Genomic DNA, 20,435 nt, shown 5'->3' with positions numbered 1-20,435 from the left:
TTTTTAGCTGGTGGGGTTTTATGGGGATTGCTGTAAATAGTGCGTGTGGTTCTTAATGTAAAGCATAGCAAAGCCTAAAGAAATGTATTGAGACCCCATTAAAACAATAGGTCTAACACAATGCCAGCAAAACCTTTAAGCGTTAGCCATTTTAAACCGCCATTATAGCGGCCATTTTAGACCTACGGAGTCCTGAGCTAGCTATAGTAAAACACCCCAATTCGGTGTTACACCACAACATCTCCTTTGTCTTTAACAACAGACACTCCCCAATTTGCAATAGATTGAATAACCGGAATGAGCGTTTTCCCTAAATCGGTTAACGAATACTCTACTTTTAAAGGGGGTTTAGAAGTATATACTTTTCGTTTTACAATACCATCTTCCTCCAAAGTCTTTAATTGTAAACTTAAGGTGCGCTCTGTAACCTTAGGCATTTCTTTTCTTAATTCATTATACCGAAGTGTTCTATCCATTAAATGATATAAAATAACCGTCTTCCATTTACCTCCAATAATGCCCATAGTTAAACTTGCGCAACACGGGTAGTCTTTTCCTTTATAGTGATACATCATACCGTTAAAAAATTATAATAGTCTTAGGTTCTGTAAGCGCAAATATATTGTACTATATTAAGCAATACAACTATATTTTTTATAGTTCATTATTTTACAACTAAACTATTATAAATCAATTATTTAAAAAATAAATTTTATACTATACTTTTTGACCGTTATTGTAAAAAACTAAAACTACACCTACTTTTGTCACTATACTTTTAATAGTCTAAATTATAAAAACAATTAAACCGCTAATACTATAGAATTATGAATACACCAAACATTGCGAAAGCAGACATCTTAAACGCCTTTAATTTTAGACATGCGACAAAAGAATTTGATGCTACAAAAAAAGTATCAGATGAGGATATGAAATTCATCTTAGAAACCGCACATTTATCACCGAGTTCATTTGGGTTTGAACCTTGGCATTTTATTGTGGTTCAAGACAAAGAATTACGTGAACTCTTAAAACCTGTAGCATGGGGAGCGCCTTTAAAATTAGATACCGCAAGTCATTTTGTATTAGGTTTAAGTATGAAAGCACCAATGGTTAAACACGATTCAGAATATATTATGCACATGATGAAAGATGTTAAACAACTACCACAAGAGGTTATTGAGATGTACTCTACATTTTACAGAGAGTTTCAAGAGCGTGATTTTGATTTAGATACCGACAAAAAGTTATTCGATTGGTCGTCTAAACAAACCTATATTGCTTTGGGTAATATGATGACTGCTGCTGCATTAATAGGTATAGACTCTTGTCCTATTGAAGGCTTTCACCAAGAAAAAGCAGAAGCCCTATTAAAAGACAAGTTTGGCGTAGATACCGATAAATATGGTTTATCATTTATGACAGCTTTTGGATACAGAAAAGCAGATCCTGAATTTGGAAAATCTAGACGAAACTTTGAGGATATTGTAACCTTTAAGTAAACCATACTTAATGATTATGGCTTTTTTAGTCATTCTGAATATTATTAATACCCCAACTAACCGTAAGCCTTTTAAATAAAGGGTTTACGGTTATTTTTTTGTTATAAAACGGTTGTGTTGTATAAAACCTTAAAACTTTATAAGTTCTGAACCCTAACTTTTAAGCACTTCATAAACCAACAAGTAATCTAACAAACACCTCAAAACCGTTGACGTCAGTTCGAGTGTCCCGACATTTTCGTCGGGATGTATCGAGAACTCCAACCGTCAGTAGGTGTATGCATGAAATGGTTAGAGATTATAACTTTAAATCATTTACGGTTTTCCGTAACTTTCTTATTATTATATTTTGTAAATTTAGATACTCCCTTAATTATAATTCTGGTATATAAAATATACGATTATCTAAACAGGAAAAATACATGAATGATAGTAATACCGGTGAAGTTCCTGCAATTGCAGGATATTTTAAACAATATGAAATATTTGCTACTAATATATATGACAACTTATTAAATAATAAAATTGAATGGGTTGAATTAGCAAGTAGCGAAGCTGGTAAGTTAGATGATGTTTTAATAGGATTGGATGATAAAATAATAGCTTATCAAGTCAAAAATATTTCTTCTTCAAAATTTTCATATTCATCATTCACTTCCTCAGAAACAGAAAGCATTTTAAAAGGTGCGTTTAAAGGTTGGTTAAAAATAAAAAATGAATATCCTAATCATATTATTGATGCTAAAATTGTGACAAATCAAAGTCCCTCTGATAATGATAGGATAGCTGCATACAAAGGAATACAAAAACCTTCCTTTAAAAAGTTTAATTCAAATTTTTGGAATAAAATAAAATCCGAAGTTTATACATTAAAAAACATCCCTTCAGTTTGGCATCCTGTTTTTGAAGAGTTAAAAAAAATAGCCAAAACAGATGACCATAATTTAATACAATTTATAAAGGATTTTGAGTTCGTTTTTGAATACGAAAGTGATAACAATCAAATTTTTGATAGTTATATATGGAATAAAAGGAGATTAGATATAGATAAGATTGCTAAATCAATATTCGAAATTATAGGAAGAAATGGTAATGTGAAATTTGCAAAAGAGAAGTTGCTTACTGAGTTTGGGCTTGGTTATAGATATGAAACTCATTTTAGGCATTCGTTTTTTATTGATGAATTACATTATCAGCCTATTATTGAAACTATTAATTATTTAGAAGACTTGACCAATGCGAACGATAGAGGTTACATTGCCTTAATTGGGAATGCTGGTTCAGGTAAATCAACCTTGTTAACTAAATGGTTAAATGAATGTGACCATAAAGTTTTGAAATATTATGCTTATGTAAATAAAGACATGAATTATAGTTCAGGTTTTAGAGGTGAAGCAAAATTATTTTTAAAGGATTTATTAGTTCAAATAAGAGAGAAAGGGGTCTCCTTACAAGATAGACTTCCAACGAATGATATTGAAGACCTCCAAAAACATTTTACCGAAGAACTTATTAAAATTTCTAGGAAAGGTGTTAAAACATTTATTTTAATTGATGGACTAGATCATATAGAAAGGGAGCAAAACATAAACAAAAGTTTAATATCTATTCTTCCATTACCAGACCAAATTCCTGAAAATATTTATTTTATACTTGGAACAAGGACAATAGAAAGGTTAGATGATCTTCCCCAACGAATAAAACTTGACCTAATAGATAGTGATAGGCTAATTACAATAAGTCCATTATCTCGAACACAGGTCGATAATCTTGTAAAATCATATGAAATTCCTCTTGACCAAAATCAATTAGAAAAAATCTATAATAACTCTAAAGGCCATCCTTTATTTTTAAGATATACAATAGAAGAAATTTTAAGCAAAGGGGTTGATGAATTCGATAATATCATAGATGCTAATGTTTTTAGTGGTGACATTTATGATGAATATCGAATATTTTGGAGTAAAGTCAAAAACAATGCTAAATTTATTGAATTACTTGGTGTTTTAGCACGTTTCAGATATTCTTATATAGATATAAAGCTTTTATCTAACTTCTCTTTTACAAGAGAGGAATCAGAAGAAGCAAAGAAAATGTCAGAGAACTATTTTTACAAAAACGGCAAATTATGGCAATTCTTTCATAACAGTTTTAAAGAGTTTCTGATTGAAGAAACTTCAAAAGATATATTCACAGATGAATATGACAGAAAACAAAATATTGATTTTCATTTAAAAATATATGAGGGCATAAAGGATATTAATGATGAGTATAAATGGAATATTATTTACCATCTGTTCCAAGCTGAGCAATATACTTTAATTACAGAATTAATTTCACAAGAATATTTTAGGGAACAATGGTTTGCTTACAGAAATACAAACTATATAACAGATGATATTAAACTTGTAGCACAGGCTGGAGGTTTTACAAAAAACATTAAGTCTCTACTTGTTTGCGCTTTGTCAGAATATGAACTTAGACAGAGAGTTAACAACTTTACTCCAAGAATATATTATGAGAGCTATCATCAATTATCTATGATAGATTTAGCTAACTCTTTTATATATAATAATGTAGAGTTGTTTGTTGAAAAAGACATTGCATTAGAGTATTCATTGTTATTATATCAAAAGGGCTATAAAAAATTAGCAAAGGAAATTTTCTTAAAAGCTGAGCCTACGTTTTTATTAAATAACATTAGAGAGATTTCTCCAAGAAGAGTTCCTAAAAATTCTATATATCAATTAGATGAAATTGAGTTAATAAAAACATGGGCTAAAACATCAAGTTTGTTTAATCCATTAAACGAAATTATTAAAAAATTAGAACTTTTTGATGTTGTTAAAGAGTATCCAGCCGATGAGGGTAGAGATGTTCTTTCTAAATCTTTAAACGAAATATTACATCTAAGAATCGATAAAAATGACTGGGAAGGCCTTGAAGAACTTTTTCTAAAAACCAAGGGCATAGTATCAAAAGAGGATTTGTTTTCTTACTCCTTTGAAGTGGTTTGGAATATGAAAAATGAGCATGATTTTTACAATCAATGCAAAATTGAACTATCTCAATGGCAAGTATCTGACAACAATTCTATAAATTATAGGCTGTCTTTATATGAAGTGATTATTAATAAGAATGTTGAAAAAGGTAAGTTGGCTTTTGAAAAAACAAAAACGCCAATAGAAAGAGGTGTTAGTAGTTCTTCAATGACTCATTCTAGTACTTTGAATTATGTGTTTAACTATTCAAGACTTTATTATTTAATTTATAATGAATACACAATTAGTACAACAAAGTTCGTACCTGAATTTAAGAATAATTATTTAAAATCATTTTGTAATGAGTATGCAGAACTTGGTATGTCATATGCTTATATAGAAATAAATAAAAAAGAAGCTTCAATAAATTTCGTTTATCGAATGAAGCAAATATTTAATTACTTCCATAATGATTTTACAAGTAAAGGTTATGAGTATTCAATCCATGAAAATAAAGCAGATATACTTACACTTATATTAAAAATGGCATTAAAAGTTTCTGAAGATTTATTTAATGATATACTATCTCAGATTTCAAAAGAATGGGATGAAAACATAAGATATTGGAGAGAAAATAAGCAACAAGAGGTTATTGAATGGGTTATAGAAAGTAACAAAAATAATGATTGGTGTATAGATAATTTGAAAAGACTTGACGATTCGATTTTTCATGATGGTTATAATACAGATAGAATAGAAAAGGGTGTTTTACAAATTAAGTTATGGTCTTTATTAGGTGAGATTGACAAGGGAAAAGAAATATTAAATAAGTTAATGGAAATCTCTCTTGATGTTAGAGGGGAAAAAGACTATCAAATTGATTACATAGTTGATTGGTTAGGGAAGTTTGAAGAGGTGGATTCGAATGAGTTAAAATACTATTTAGAAAGATTAGATTCGATTCATCAAAAGGTGAATTCTGCTTCACATACACCAGCTAAAGAGATTTTCATATACTCGCTTGAAAAAGGTAATGGGTTTGAAATATTCAAATATTTATTGATGGAAGGCCTTGTTGAATTGAATGATGGATTAGAAATTCTATTAGAGCACTTTCTTAAAAAATTTCCAGATAAAAGAACACTTATTGTCACATTATACATAAGGCTGGTTTTAGCCTTTGACAATAATCACTATAGTAGAGACAGCTTCTTTTATAAATTTTTAAAACTTGATTTATCACCCTCTGAAATTAGAAAAATAGTAAATGACATTAAGATTTATGCAATTCTTGAACACAGGAACTATTACTTGTTAAAACTTAAAAATTACTCTTTAGAAAATGGCTTCAATTTAGATGAGATAGATTTAAATGATGAAATAATAAAAGAAAAGAAAGACTCAAGTTCTTACCTGACTCTTAAAGATGGAACTTCATACTCTAAAAATGAAGTTATTGATGTCGTCAAAGATTATAATTTGTTGGTTGAATTTTTAAATAATGAAATTGACCATAGTTATTTCCCTTGGCTTGATCTAATTGAAAAATTATCACCAACTTTAAGTTTAGCTCAATTAAAATCAATATTGGAGATTAAAAAATTTGATCGCATCGATTTAGTTAAACTTGCTCAACTTTTTTATGACAAGGAAGATTTTATCACTACAAAACAGCTAATAGAAGATGCTTTTGATAAAGTCTCAACCGATAGTTGGTCTGAGGTTTTTGATGATGGATTAAAGCGAAAAGCATACTTATTATATCATAAAATTGAAGATAAAGATATAGTACAGAATATAGCATTTAAAGACTTTACTAAAAACTTTGTTATTGACAATGAAGCTATAATTAGTAAATATGATTTAATCTTTCAAGTTATGTCTGATGATCTAAATTTGGAAGAAATATATGCAGAAATCTACAACTATAAAACTCAATTGCTAAAATCTCATTATATCACTGATGGAACACCTGAGATAGAAGGTGATTTATCAAATGAAGAATTATTATATCAAACTATTGTTTTCTTAATTGAAATACCTTGCAGGTTTGATGATTTTATTAATGAAATTTTACTTAAAAACTTCAATGATAATAAAGACTTAATTAGAGTGTTATTAAAAAGGTTATATGATAAAAAATATTATTACACTTTTATTAAACTTATCGCTGGTATTAGCTTAATTGATGTTGATTTTTTGAAAAATTTTATTGATGAGATAGTTAATATGTACAATCATGATAGATTTGATTTTCATATTACAGCCATTAGGATTCTTGGCAGAATGGATATAAATACTGAAGGCTTATATAAATTGAAAATAAAAAAAGAACCTTTAATATATAATCTAAAATTAGATGGAAAAGGTAGTTTGATAATAAGTGAAAAAGATAGGATTGAAAGGATTGACAAAAGTGGATATTTACCAGAAACAGAAAATCCAATCGAATATGTTTGGATTTACAAAAGTGAACTTGAGTTAATGAGCGAAAAATCTGGTTATGAATTAATCAATTTGGCTACGAGATTAAAACATCATTCTAAAAACATGATGGTTCCAGAATGGTATGATGGATTATCTGAACAGGAATTAAGAAACCTTTTTGATAGTAGATTCGGAGTTAAGACTACATATATAAGACCAAGAACTCAGTCCGTTATTAATGGAATGATGATTGTCTTAAAAGAATTAGTAGAGCTCCGAAAAATTGATATCGGATTTGCTAAATATATATCAAATATTTTTGATGAGTCAATGTATTTTATATTTCCTCAAGAAAAACCAAAATTTATATCAACAATTTTAAAAAATGATAATTATGCGCCTTCGTCAGATGAAAAATGGGCACATGAGATTACAGAAGAATATTTAGATAAAACCCTCAATTATAATGTCTCTGAAGAATTTATTATACTTGCAGAGACGACTATGATTAAAGGTCATGGTGATGGAACTACAAGTGAGAATAGACAATCTTTCATTGATTGTTTTGATTCTACTGTTGATTCTAATCTAATATTTTCAAGTATTAATAAATGTTACTTTGAAGATTATGAATTTGGAGAGACTACAAATAATATTTGTTATTATAATTGGCTCAGGACTTTTAATCATAAAAGAAATTGGTTGGCTTTTAATGCAAGTTTAGCTCGATTTATGGGATTAAATCTGAGTAACGAAGGTTATTTTAGATGGCTTGATGAAAATGATGAATTGGTTGTTGAATCAGTTCATTGGCAATCTGGAGAAGAATATAACAACAGTCGAAACTTACATTCAGAAAGTGGAAATGGTTGGTTAGTTTTAATTACAAAAAAAGGATTTGAAAGGCTTAAAAAAGCTTTAGGGGAAACAACATTATATCAACATCAAAGAATTGAACGAGAGTTAAAATTTATACAAAGTAATTATGATACCTATATACATGAAAAGGATTATAAATACAATGTTATTAAATTGAAACAATAACTTATTAAATAAGCTACTAATTTTAAACCAATTACTAAGAAACAAAACAACTCTTTTTACTCTTTCACAAATACTAAAAAACTCACAAACAAACACATAGAGTTAGTAATCCCATCAGCTTCTGCAATTTGTTTTTTAAAAGCAAAAGGATCTTAGGCTCTTAAATTTGAGCTTTCTCTAAACGCGCTTCTTTTAGTAATTGGTTAACGATTTGTCCTAGTAAACGATTACCCCGAGAACAGCTTACAGAAATAGAATACTTTATTTATAGGGCTTAGAAGGGGGAGATAATACACATAGTTAGCACAGTAGGTCACTTTTTATAAATAACACAAAAATGAGTTTAAATCACTTTAAAGAATCATTAAAATAAATTAACGTCTTGCTTTAAACTCATTTTAAACTCATTTTAAAAGCTTGCTTTTTAAGATTCAAAAAGGCCTAACAATTTGTTTACTAGCGTTTCATCCTTTTTGTTTTGTTCGGTTCTTTTCTCTAATGCTTTAACGGCTAAAGATTTATAGTAGGTTAGGTCCTCATCAGGATTGTCTTTTATCAGTGTTTTAAAAGATGTAATTGCTTTTTCTAAGTCGTTATTCAGTATATAAGCAGTTGCTAAGTACTCCCTATAACGTTTATTGAAACTGGCGTATAAAAACGATGCTGAATTACGGTAAGGAAAAGAAGGCGTGTGTTATAAAATTTCACACCAAACCCCTAAAAAGATTAAAAGCATTGTTTTAATTTTGTGCCTTATAAACGCTGCCTAAATTAAGACGCTTGCTAGAAAAAAGACCACAATTACCCCAAGAACAGCTTACAGAAACCGATTACTTTATTTATTGCTTAGAAGGCGTTGATGATGTAGATACAAACCAAGTTACCGAAACACAAAACAACTTAGCGCAATTGGCCTTAAACTACGGCATAGCCAGTATTTATAAAACCTGCGACACTATTGAAGGGCTAGAGGAGAGCTTAAACGCCTTGGTATTAGACGATCATTATTTTAAGGACTATGAGATTATCTATTTAGTGATTAGGGGAGAAGCCAACAACATTTGTTTAAATGACTACTACTATAGTTTACAAGAAATTGCAGAATGTTTTGAAGGCCGGTTAAGCGGAAAGGTTTTACATTTTTCTAATGCCAAAATTCTGGATTTAGATGAGGAAGAGGCACAATATTTTTTAGATATTACGGGGGCTAAAGCGGTTTCGGGCTATGGTAATGCCTATAATGGCATTGCGAGTACAAAACTAGATGACGTCTTTTTTAATTTATTTAAAGACGATGATGATCTGTTAGCCGTTGTAGAAGAATTGCACCAAAGGCATTATAACGTTTGCCAATTACTAGATTTTAGATTGTATTATTAAGGGCTGTGTTTTATGGCATGTTTGAATAGGGTATTTAAACCAAAGTTAGCTGTAATTAAAAATTGAAAATAATTGAGAAAAAGGAAAAAGATTTTATTGGGAATTGTTACAGTTTTAATTATTGGTTTTTTAATTCCTCAAAATTTAGAAATGCCTGTAAAAGAAGCAACTAAATCTGACTACAATTCTAAATCCTTTTGGTTTTACCCTTGGGGAAAATCAGTTACTCACAAAGGGGTAGACATCTTTGCTAAAAAAGGCACTGAAATTAATTCATCTACTTCTGGATTAGTATTATATGCTGGAGAAATAAATGTTGGAGGAAAAGTTGTTGTTGTTGTTGGACCTAAATGGAGAATTCATTATTACGCACATCTAAATGAGCTGAATACTTCTTTATTTTCATTTGTGAGTAAAGAATCAAAAATTGGAACCGTTGGGGCAAGTGGAAATGCCGTAGGAAAATCACCACATTTACATTATTCTATTTTAACAATAATTCCTTACCTATGGAGAATGGACTCTGATAAACAAGGTTGGAAAAAAATGTTTTATTTAAATCCAATTGAATATTTTGAAAAAAATAAGAAGTAAAAAAACTACAGCTAACGGTTTTGTGTATGCTTTGTAGCTGGCTTCTTGCTTACTTGCTAAAGTCCTCACGGACTTTCTTTGTCCGTAATTATTAACTAAGTTAGTTGCTTAAAACACGTAACACCCGAGCGCAGCGAACAGACGAAGTAAACCATATACAACAATGTTGGCTATACCTAATATTATTTTATATATTGGCGTACAAAATACGCATATATGAAACCATCCATAAAACTTTCAGTAGACGCCGTTGTATTTGGGTATGAAGAAGGTAATATTTCAGTATTATTAATCAAAAGAAAGTACGCCCCTTTTAAAGGGCAGTGGGCAATTCCGGGAGGCTTTGTTTTAGACGACGAATCATTAGAAGACGCTGTAGAAAGAGAATTACACGAGGAAACAGGAATTAAGATTAATTACCTAGAACAGCTCTACACGTTTGGAAAACCAGATAGAGACCCTAGGGGTAGAGTTGTGTCTATTGCCTATTTTGGATTGGTACACCCCAATGCCTTTAAACTATTTGCTGCAACAGATGCCGAGCAAGCCCAATGGTTTAATATTAATGCATTGCCAGAATTATCTTTTGATCATAAAGAGATTCTGCAAACAGCAATTAAAAGACTACAAGGTAAAATAACTTACGAACCTATTGGTTTTGAGTTGCTTGATGATAAATTTCCGTTTTCGGATTTAGAAAAATTATATACCACCCTTTTAGGTCGAGGAATTGACAGGCGTAACTTCCGAAAGAAAATTATAAATCTAAATGTACTTGATGAACTTGATGAAAAAGTATCAAAAGGTTCAGGAAGACCCGCTAATTTATTCCAATTTAACCAAAAACGCTACTTCCAGTTAAAACAAGAGGGGATTATTTTCGAAATATAAAACACACAATTACAATAGATTACATGGTTTGTGTAAAATAAACACAAATTAAATTAGCTCACTATTAATTCTAAACATATATTTGTGTTATAATTACACAAAAACTATTATTATGAACGCACTATTATTAACAGACGGTTACAAAACAGGCCACCACCAACAATACCCAAAAGGGACAGAAGAAGTTTATTCTAACTGGACCCCAAGAAGCAATAGCTATGCCCCAAAAGGATGTGACAAAGTAGTTTCATTTGGTCAGCAATATGTATTTACATGGTTGCATAATTACTTTAAAGATCACTTTTTTTCTAAACCAAAAGCGCAAGTTTGTAATGAAATTAAGGAAGAGTTGTCTTTATATTTAGGTACCGCATATGATGTAACGCATTATGAAGAATTACATGATTTACAATATTTACCCATAAAAATAAAATCATTGCCAGAAGGCGTAGAGGTGCCTATTAGAGTGCCTATGCTTACGGTGGTAAATACCAATCCAAAATTCTATTGGATTACTAATTTTTTAGAAACGATTTTATCTACCATGTTATGGCAACCGATGACATCTGCTTCAATAGCCTTATTATACAAAAGGATTTTTAAGAAATGGACTTTAGCAACGGATAAAGAAAACATCGCTTTTATTGATTTTCAAGGTCATGATTTCTCAATGCGTGGTATGTCTGGTTTACAAAGTGCTATTATTTCAGGAATGGGACACGGCGCTGTATTTTTAGGTTCAGATTCACTTCCTGTAATTAGCAGTTTAAGAAAATACTATAAAGCAGAAGGCTTTGTATTAGGTTCTGTTAATGCTACAGAACACTCTGTAATGTGTGCCGGTACAAAAGATGATGAAATAGGAACTTTTAGAACATTAATGACCACTTACCCAAGCGGTATCTTATCTGTTGTGAGTGATACTTGGGATTTATGGAAAGTACTTACCGATTATTTACCGCAATTAAAAGAAGACGTTTTGGCAAGAGATGGTAAGTTAGTTATAAGACCAGATAGTGGAGATCCTGTAGCTATTATTTGTGGAGAATCAAAAACTCTGGGCGGTAATACCCCTAAAGATAAAGGCGTTGTAGAGTTGCTTTGGGATATTTTTGGAGGCACCGTAAATGCACAGGGTTTTAAGGTTTTAGATCCCCATATTGGAGCTATTTATGGCGATAGTATTACCACAGAACGTGCCGAAAATATTTGTCAACGTTTAAGTGATAAAGGTTTTGCAACCACCAATGTTGTTTTAGGTATTGGTTCATTTACCTACCAATTTAATACCAGAGATACTTTTGGTTTTGCAATGAAAGCAACTGCTGTTGTTGTCAATGGCGAACGAAGAGCAATATTTAAAGACCCTATTACAGATGATGGTATTAAGAAATCTGCAAAAGGATTGATTAAAGTAGATGTACTAGATGGTGAATATGTTTTAATTGATGAAGTTACACCAGAAGAAGAAAATGAAGGTGAGTTACAGGTGATTTATGAAGATGGTAAGTTTTTAAATTCAACTACGTTACAAGAGGTTAGAGATCGAATTAATGCTACTGTGTAATTGTAAATGTTACCCCATATCTTAAAACGCTTTTTTTATAAAAGCGTAAAATAAGATTACTAAGACCATAGGGGGAGAGCTGGTTTAAAAAAATACCCTAACCATTTAAAAAGATTGACAGATGAAATACGAAATAAATAAATTTAATGACGGACAAGTGACCGCTAAAATCATTGAAAAAGGAGATATTCATATCAAAATTCGTGGGAATAGTTATGAAGATTTGTTTAAAGCCGCGGCTATAAAAGAAGCTTGGGATGCAGAGAACACTGAAAATAAAACTGCGATAGCAAAATTAACGTTGTTTTGTTTGCTGGGGCAGCGTTCGGATAGACGCTTTCATAAAGGAGAATCTTTTGATTTAAAAATTATAAGCAAGTTTATTAATGCTATGCAATTTGATAAAGTTTCTATTTTACACCCGCATAGTCCAATTTCGTTAGCATTAATAGAGCATTCAGAAAAAATATCGCATTTTAAATTTGTAGAACAGGTGTATAACACGCTCGACAATCCGGTATTAGTGAGTCCAGATGCAGGAGCCTACAAAACAACACATGAAATTGCCGAGAAACTAAATGCAGATTTAGTTCCATCTAATAAAGTTAGAGTAGACGGTATGCCTATAATTAGCATTCAAGGAGATGTAAGAGGTAAAGAATGTTTAATTGTAGATGATTTAGCAGATGGCGGTAGAACCTTTAAGTTTTTAGCTAAAGCCTTAAAAGAACAAGGTGCTACAAAAGTTTTTCTGTATGTTACACACGGACAATTTAATTATGGTTTTGATGAATTAAAAGAAACAATTGACCATATATACTGTACCAATAGTTTTAAAAATATAGAAGATAAATTTGTTACACAATACAAATTAGAGGGGATTATGTAAAATAGAACAGAAAAGTGCTTTGGGCTTTTTTGATAGGAATTGATGTTTTAATGACCAAGCCATATGGATTAACCTTAGATTAAAATTATTAAATATGTTGTATCTTTAAACAGATAATACGTCTATAAATTAAAATATATGTTTGGAATTTTTAAAAAGAAATCAGAAAAAGAAAAATTGCAGTCGCAATACGAAACGCTTTTAAAAGAAGCCCACACGTTATCTACAACCAATAGAAAAATGAGTGACCAAAAGACTTTTGAAGCTGATGAAATTATGAAAAAGCTTGAAAAATTGAATTAATATTATAAACCTTCTGTTAGTGTTTCTGTTGGTGTGGTTACGTCGGTTAAGAATCAATCGCTTTTTGGTAGCTTACAGTCCAGTAAATGGTTTGTCTTTCCTGCAAAAGCAAGATTCCACAATATAAACACCGATAAGAAAATCGGCTGTCATTTCTGCAAAAGCAGGAGTTCACAAAAGATACGTTGTTTTAATTCGGTTAAGAGTTGATCGCTTTTTGGTAGCTTATCTACAATTTGCTTGTACCTAATTATTAACGGTCTATAACAGCCCTAGCTGTCATAGATCTAGAATTCAGAAATCAATACAAAACCCAATAGTTGTATCAATCGGGCATTTCAAAATAAAAAGCCCATAGCGCAGCATAAGAACCTGATTAGAAAGCTAAAGCCATTACAAATACAGCAATAAGAAACCAACCACTACATATAAAGCGCACATACTATTAAAATACCACATAATAGCGAATCGCTATAAAATACCAAACACTATTTAATGTTCTGTAATGTACATGCGTTACGTAAATATGGACTTTATTTATAAGATTTATATTTTAAATTATTGAGTTCATGAATCTTCGATGTTGGTAAAAGCACATCTTAAATATTACTTTTCTTTTTCTTTCTTCTCTCATATTTATCTACTCAGTTAATGAAATCGAACTATTTTGTGAGATTCACGATTTCTTAAACAATAAGAATGTTATAAGTAAATGTGTGTGTGGAATGTATGGATAAAAAAACACACTAATAGCTTATGGCTTTTTAGTTGTATTGCTAAAGTATTGTTAAATTAAATAACAAATACCGTTTAGGCATAGTGTGTACTGTATTTGTAAAGGTGAAATTTTACGTAATGTGGTTTATGATTATTAAATTTATAATTCACAATTAACAAGTTCTTATGAGGTATAATTTTAGTCAATCGTTCAGAGTATTTCTTTTTTTTCTAATATGTAATTCCTTTTTTATAACTGCTCAAGTTACAGTTGGAAGCGGAAGTTATGCTACAAATTTTCCTGGAACAGATTCTGCAGGAAGGAATGGCTACCCTTCAGGATCTCCACAATTAAGCGGAAATGCAATAGGTAAACCCGCACCAACTAACGATTGGTGGTCTAAATTGATTAAAGAAAACCACGCTGATAATTTATTTAATTATCCGATGACCATGAAAACTACAAATCAAGGTCTTATTGTAACTTATATTCCTTGGGGTGTTATTGGTGATTCGGCACCTATTGAAGTTGGACTTACCGGATTAAATACTTCAATGACTACAGTTTCTGATTATTCAGATTGGACCGTTACAATGGATTGGTCAGATAGTTCACATCAACTACAAGCGACTTCTGGCATAGGGATGCCATTTATCTACTTTACTAAAGATAATGACGATATTGTTGAAATCACAGTCAACTCCGGAACGGCATCTATAGCTAATGAACTATTAATTATTGAGAACGCTACTAGTGGAGCAGATTTTGTTTTTTATGCGCCTGTTGGGAGTACTTGGACGCAATCTGGTGCTGTATATACATCAACATTAAACGGAAACGATTACTGGTCTATGGCCATGCTACCACAAAGTACTTCTAATGTAAGCACAGTGGCACAAGCGTATAAAAAATATGCCTACGTTTTTCCAAGTAACACCACGTCTAACTATACTTACAACGAAACAAATTCAAAAATAACGACAACATTTACGGTTACTACAGATGTAAAAGAAGGTACAGATACTAACGTATTATTAGGTCTATTACCACATCAATGGAACAATTTAACAGCGGGCTCTCCAACGCCTAATGAATATAGTTATGATGTTGTAAGAGGAGAACTTAAAACTATGGATGGAAATAGTTTTACAGTAGAAAACACATTTAAAGGTATTCTACCAACCTTACCATATTTAGATAATTATAGTCCTGGATTTAGTCCTGCGGAATTGGATAGTAAAATAGCACAGATTGAAAATGATGGTTTAGCAACTTGGACAGATTCTTATAATGAAGGTCAGGTAATGAATAGGTTAATTCAAACCGCAAGAATTGCAGACCAAATGGGTAATACAGAGGCAAGAGATAAAATGGTTGCTACCATTAAAGAACGATTAGAAGATTGGTTAAAAGCAGATGATGGTGAAGTGGCATTCTTGTTTTATTACAATAACACATGGTCTTCCTTACTTGGTTATCCTGCTGGACATGGACAAGATACCAACATCAATGATCACCATTTTCATTGGGGCTATTTTATTCATGCCGCTGCTTTTATGGAGCAAATGGAACCTGGTTGGTCTAATCAATGGGGTGAAATGATCAACTTATTAATACGTGATGCAGCTTCAGATAATAGAAATGATGATACGTTTCCTTTTTTAAGAAATTTCAGTCCTTATGCTGGTCATAGTTGGGCTAATGGTTTTGCTTCATTCCCTCAAGGAAATGACCAAGAATCAACCTCAGAGAGTATGCAGTTTGCGTCTTCTTTAATTCATTGGGGAAGTATTACCGAAAATGATGCCATTAGAGATTTAGGAATTTACATTTATACCACAGAACAAACCGCAATAGAAGAGTATTGGTTTGATATGTACAACCGTAATTTTTCTGCATCGCAACAATATGGTTTAGTTTCTAGAGTATGGGGAAATTCTTATGACAACGGTACTTTCTGGACATCAGATATTGCGGCATCATACGGTATTGAGTTGTATCCAATTCATGGTGGTTCTTTATATTTAGGGCATAACACATCATATGTACAATCCCTATGGACCGAAATTTCTGCAAACACAGGCATTTTGAGCAATGAAGAAAATGCTAATTTATGGCACGATACGTATTATAAATACTTGTCCTTTATAGACCCTCAGGCTGCTATAGATTTATACGATTCTAATCCAGATCGTTCCTTAAAATTTGGGATGTCAGATGCCTTTACCTACCATTGGCTACATGCTATGAATACTTTAGGAACGGTTAACACTTCTATAACTGCAGATTACCCTGTGGCAGCCTCTTTTTCAAATAATGGTGTTATTACTTATGTCGCACATAACTATTCAGATGCGCCTATTACCGTAACGTTTTCAGATGGATATACATTAGCGGTTCCTGCTAACCAAATGGCAACGAGTAGAGATATTGATGCTTCTGGTGTTTTAGTCGCCGATTTTTACCAAGCCTATCCTGGCGGAAGTGTTAATCTTACAGCTACTGTTACAGGATCTGGAATTACGAAAGTAGAATTTTTTGATGGCAGCACGTCCATTGGCGAAGACACAACAGCACCATATCAAATAGAAGCAACAGACTTAACCTTAGGTGTTCATGGTATGTATGCTAAAGTGTTTATTAATGATCAATTTAACACTACTAATAGCATCACTATACAAGTTGGTGAGCAAGTTCCGTATGCTGGAACACCTTTTATTATTCCTGGCAGTATTGAAGCTGGTAATTATGATAAATTTGAAGGTGGTATTGGACAAAATATTTCTTACGTCGATACCTCACAAAACAACGAAGGCGATTACAGAACCAATGAATATGTAGATGCCGTTTTAGATGCAACAGAAGGACCAATTATTGGTTGGATTGCGGCTGGCGAATGGTTAGAATATACTATAGATGTGCAAACCGCAGGTAACTATGATGTTACTTTACGTTATGCTTCTGGAAATTCTAATGGTGGTGGTCCTTTTCATTTCGAAATTGACGGTAATATTATCAGTCCAGATGTGACATTGGCAACAACTGGCGCGTGGGATTCTTGGACAAACGCTATAGTTAATAATGTAGAATTAAACCAAGGCGAAAATATATTGAGACTCGTTTTTACCAATGGCGAAATGAATCTTGGTGAAATGAATTTTACTTATGCTAGTCCGTTAAGCTATGCGCCACCAATTGCAGATGCTGGAGACAACGTCGTGGTAGTATTACCTACAACGACTGCCACCTTAGACGGATCGTTAAGTAACGATCCAGAAGGACAGTCCATAACTTATAATTGGGAACAAATTTATGGGCCATCTTTAATAGCTTTTAACGATCATACATTACAATCGCCTGCTATTTCAAATCTTGAAGAAGGCGTTTATAAATGTCATTTAACGGTTAGCGATGGCACGTATACTGCAACAGACCAAGTCTTAGTTATTGTTTCAGCTACAGGGAATTCTAGCCCTTCTATTTCTATAACATCTCCTGCGGAAGCGGATGCATTTACAGAGACTTCAGATATAACCATATCAGTAACTGCAACAGATTTAGATGGTACTATTACGTTAGTAGAGTTTTATGATGGTGCCACTAAAATTGGAGAATCACTTACAGCACCTTTTACTTTTGTTTGGTCTGGTGCAACAGTCGGAGCGCATCAAATTTCTGCAGTAGCAACCGATAATGGTGGTGCGCAAAATACATCGCAAAGTGTTAATATAACAGTTAACGAAGTCATGGCTTGTACAGAAACGTCAAACGAAGCGCAACAAGGAAGCTTTTCTACGGGTTATATTGCAACTTTCGAAACTGTTGGCTCTACCGTTACCTTTACCTTTGAGTTGTTAGACACCGATAGAGTAGGTGTGGTAGCCTATTTATGGAATGAATCACCGTTTACAGAAACGGCGATGGATCAGGTTTCCGGACTCACATTTACAAAAACATTGAGTGGTTTCACCGATGGAGAAACTATAAACTATGCCTGTAAATTTGCTTTTGCAGGTGGTTCAGCTGTAACTAAATACATCTCTTATGTAGTGGGTAGCAATTGTGCCTTAGGTGTAGAAGATAATGAACTTGTCAATGCTATAAAAATATATCCAAATCCTACAAGCGGAAAAATAAACATAACTTCGAATCCTAATGTTGAGATTGAAAGTTTGGCGTTGTACACCATTACAGGCAAATTAATATTTGAAGCTAATAATCCAAGTAATACCATACATTTAAACTATTATCAAAACGGTGTTTATTTTCTTAAAATAGTGTCTAATAAAGGTCTAGTGGTTAAAAAGATTATTATTAAATAATTAAAATTGTGGGTTAGTGAGTCTAAATGCTAGAGCTTATTAACCCACATTAAATTGCAAAAAAACTACACACCATACTAGACGAAAACTTACCCTTAACCGTGGGGTGAATTTGAAGAATGGGGTAATCCTAAAATTAAAAAAGACTATAACTATATTAAGTCGTATAGTCCTTATGATAACATTAAAGCACAAAACTATCCTAACCTGTTATTTTTCAAGGGGCTCAACGATACTAGAGTAGGGTAATGGGAACCTGCTAAAATGGTCGCCAAATTAAGAGCCGCTAAAACCGATGGTAACGTATTGTTACTTAAAACCGACTTTTCTAACGGCCATTCTGGTGGTTCGGGTAGATTTGCTGACTTTAGAGATAGTGCTTATAAATTGGCTTTAATTTTTGAGTTGGAGCAACTAAGTAAACGTGCAGAATAAGAGGCTCATAGTTATAATTATACTAGATCTAAAAGAGTTCGTATTTTTACTTTAAATAAATTAAACCTTAATGAGATATTTTTTTGCACTAATATTAGCCCTTGGTTACACTTCGAAAACCATAAGTCAGGAAGAACAAATCTTAGTCCAATGCGACCCGATCACTGGTCTTTGTGAAATACCAGATTTTGAAGCTACTGAAAAGGACATTGTATGGAACGATGACGAAGAGCTCTTTTATATTGGTGACCCTATGTGCAGTTGGTGTTGGGGAATTTCTCCACAGATAAACGCTTTAGAACGTTATGCGACACAAGAGCAAATAAAATTTAATCTCCTTATGGGAGGATTAAGGCCCGGTGGAGGTCAAGACTGGAGTAAATCTTTTAAGCGTTTTTTAGAACACCACTGGCATCAGGTTAATAAAACATCTGGTCAACCTTTTGATTTTTCCATATTTAAAAAAGACGAATTTAATTACGATACCGAACCCGCTTGTAGAGCCGTAATTACCGTTAGAACAATAGCACCAGATAAAACTTTGACGTTTTATGAATTGGTACAGTATTATTTTTATGTAGAATCTAAGGATCCTAAGCAATTAGACTTCTATAAAGTGATTTGCGAAAAACTAGACATCGATTATCAGACCTTTAGTGATACATTTAATTCTGAGAGCATGAAGCTGGCTACCCAAAACGATTTTATAAAAAGTAGAGAGTTGGGAGTCCGTGGATTTCCATCTATTATCTATAGGCATAAAGATCAATTGTATACTATAGCTAGTGGTTATACCGAATTTGAAGACTTAAAAGCGGTGATTCAAAAATTGAAAAGCAAAAACGATTAATAATTATTATTAACTAACAAGCCCTCCATATCCTTTTTAAATTCTAAAATTACCACTTTTAATAGTTAAAAGAGAACGTCTTTAGAACAAACTTAATATTCATTTAGAATCCAATTATTTTTTATATAACAGATTCGTATCATAAAAAAACGTTTTACAACAGCCGTGTATAATTAATTGCTTGGGCAAGTGCTTAATGAAGCAATTATGTCAAATTTCATACAAAAACATTATTATACTAACAAGAAGACACAACAATTAGCTTGTACATAATCATTAACGTTATAGAACACTGCGTGTCACTAGAACTATGATTATGTGAAATTTCACACAAAAACATTATTAGGCTAACAAGAAGATACAACAATTAGCTTGTACATAATCATTAACGTTATAGAACACTGCGTGTCATTAGAACTATGATTATGTCAAATTTCACACAAAAACATTATTACGCTAACAAGAAGATACAACAATTAGCTTGTACATAATCATTAACGTTATAGAACACTGCGTGTCATTAGAACTATGA

12 protein-coding genes and 1 pseudogene are annotated in these 20,435 nt (G+C 32.0%); 12 read left to right on the top strand and 1 reads right to left on the bottom strand.

The window, feature by feature from the left end; all coding sequences use genetic code 11:
- Nucleotides 1-227 precede the first annotated feature (227 nt).
- The gene (locus tag HSX10_RS16475; protein WP_173589391.1) at nt 228-572 is read right to left on the bottom strand and encodes a winged helix-turn-helix transcriptional regulator; all 345 of its coding nucleotides are present in this window, start codon (nt 570-572) and stop codon (nt 228-230) included.
- Nucleotides 573-827: 255 nt separating this feature from the next.
- Between HSX10_RS16475 and HSX10_RS16470 the strand changes: the two genes are divergently transcribed.
- From HSX10_RS16470 to HSX10_RS16420, 12 genes and pseudogenes are all read left to right on the top strand, one after another.
- The gene (locus tag HSX10_RS16470) at nt 828-1,502 is read left to right on the top strand and encodes an NAD(P)H-dependent oxidoreductase (protein WP_173589352.1); all 675 of its coding nucleotides are present in this window, start codon (nt 828-830) and stop codon (nt 1,500-1,502) included.
- Nucleotides 1,503-1,924: 422 nt separating this feature from the next.
- Complete coding sequence (locus tag HSX10_RS16465; protein WP_173589351.1) at nt 1,925-7,954, top strand: P-loop domain-containing protein; 6,030 nt, start codon at nt 1,925-1,927, stop codon at nt 7,952-7,954.
- 780 nt (nt 7,955-8,734) lie between these two features.
- On the top strand, nt 8,735-9,334 hold the full coding sequence (locus HSX10_RS16460) for a DUF6642 family protein (RefSeq protein ID WP_173589350.1): 600 nt from the start codon (nt 8,735-8,737) through the stop codon (nt 9,332-9,334).
- Nucleotides 9,335-9,406: 72 nt separating this feature from the next.
- Nucleotides 9,407-9,928: a M23 family metallopeptidase gene (locus HSX10_RS16455; RefSeq protein ID WP_173589349.1), complete on the top strand. Its 522-nt coding sequence runs from the start codon at nt 9,407-9,409 to the stop codon at nt 9,926-9,928.
- Between the two features lie 216 nt (nt 9,929-10,144).
- The gene (locus HSX10_RS16450) at nt 10,145-10,819 is read left to right on the top strand and encodes an NUDIX hydrolase (protein ID WP_173589348.1); all 675 of its coding nucleotides are present in this window, start codon (nt 10,145-10,147) and stop codon (nt 10,817-10,819) included.
- A gap of 112 nt (nt 10,820-10,931) precedes the next feature.
- On the top strand, nt 10,932-12,386 hold the full coding sequence (locus tag HSX10_RS16445) for a nicotinate phosphoribosyltransferase (RefSeq protein WP_173589347.1): 1,455 nt from the start codon (nt 10,932-10,934) through the stop codon (nt 12,384-12,386).
- Between the two features lie 121 nt (nt 12,387-12,507).
- Nucleotides 12,508-13,275, top strand: a complete 768-nt coding sequence (locus HSX10_RS16440) for a phosphoribosyltransferase family protein (protein ID WP_173589346.1) — start codon at nt 12,508-12,510, stop codon at nt 13,273-13,275.
- Between the two features lie 138 nt (nt 13,276-13,413).
- Nucleotides 13,414-13,578: a Lacal_2735 family protein gene (locus tag HSX10_RS16435; protein ID WP_173589345.1), complete on the top strand. Its 165-nt coding sequence runs from the start codon at nt 13,414-13,416 to the stop codon at nt 13,576-13,578.
- Between the two features lie 903 nt (nt 13,579-14,481).
- Complete coding sequence (locus HSX10_RS16430; RefSeq protein WP_173589344.1) at nt 14,482-18,618, top strand: glycosyl hydrolase; 4,137 nt, start codon at nt 14,482-14,484, stop codon at nt 18,616-18,618.
- 120 nt (nt 18,619-18,738) lie between these two features.
- A pseudogene (locus HSX10_RS18785) lies at nt 18,739-18,867 on the top strand (prolyl oligopeptidase family serine peptidase); the annotation flags it as partial.
- A gap of 15 nt (nt 18,868-18,882) precedes the next feature.
- On the top strand, nt 18,883-19,053 hold the full coding sequence (locus HSX10_RS18675; protein ID WP_217363307.1) for a hypothetical protein: 171 nt from the start codon (nt 18,883-18,885) through the stop codon (nt 19,051-19,053).
- Nucleotides 19,054-19,123: 70 nt separating this feature from the next.
- The gene (locus tag HSX10_RS16420; protein ID WP_173589343.1) at nt 19,124-19,903 is read left to right on the top strand and encodes a DsbA family protein; all 780 of its coding nucleotides are present in this window, start codon (nt 19,124-19,126) and stop codon (nt 19,901-19,903) included.
- The last annotated feature ends 532 nt before the right edge of the window (nt 19,904-20,435 follow it).

Source organism: Winogradskyella undariae, from assembly GCF_013285155.1.
Classification (GTDB): Bacteria; Bacteroidota; Bacteroidia; order Flavobacteriales; family Flavobacteriaceae; genus Winogradskyella; species Winogradskyella undariae.
This window is presented reverse-complemented; position numbering and strand designations above follow the sequence as displayed.

What these genes read in the sequence shown, in the direction of transcription:
- HSX10_RS16475 (WP_173589391.1), bottom strand. Translation starts at nt 572, where the DNA reads ATGTATCACTATAAAGGAAAAGACTACCCGTGTTGCGCAAGTTTAACT.
- HSX10_RS16450 (WP_173589348.1), top strand. Translation starts at nt 10,145, where the DNA reads ATGAAACCATCCATAAAACTTTCAGTAGACGCCGTTGTATTTGGGTAT.
- HSX10_RS16445 (WP_173589347.1), top strand. Translation starts at nt 10,932, where the DNA reads ATGAACGCACTATTATTAACAGACGGTTACAAAACAGGCCACCACCAA.
- HSX10_RS18675 (WP_217363307.1), top strand. Translation starts at nt 18,883, where the DNA reads ATGGTCGCCAAATTAAGAGCCGCTAAAACCGATGGTAACGTATTGTTA.
- HSX10_RS16430 (WP_173589344.1), top strand. Translation starts at nt 14,482, where the DNA reads ATGAGGTATAATTTTAGTCAATCGTTCAGAGTATTTCTTTTTTTTCTA.
- HSX10_RS16440 (WP_173589346.1), top strand. Translation starts at nt 12,508, where the DNA reads ATGAAATACGAAATAAATAAATTTAATGACGGACAAGTGACCGCTAAA.
- HSX10_RS16420 (WP_173589343.1), top strand. Translation starts at nt 19,124, where the DNA reads ATGAGATATTTTTTTGCACTAATATTAGCCCTTGGTTACACTTCGAAA.
- HSX10_RS16435 (WP_173589345.1), top strand. Translation starts at nt 13,414, where the DNA reads ATGTTTGGAATTTTTAAAAAGAAATCAGAAAAAGAAAAATTGCAGTCG.
- HSX10_RS16470 (WP_173589352.1), top strand. Translation starts at nt 828, where the DNA reads ATGAATACACCAAACATTGCGAAAGCAGACATCTTAAACGCCTTTAAT.
- HSX10_RS16465 (WP_173589351.1), top strand. Translation starts at nt 1,925, where the DNA reads ATGAATGATAGTAATACCGGTGAAGTTCCTGCAATTGCAGGATATTTT.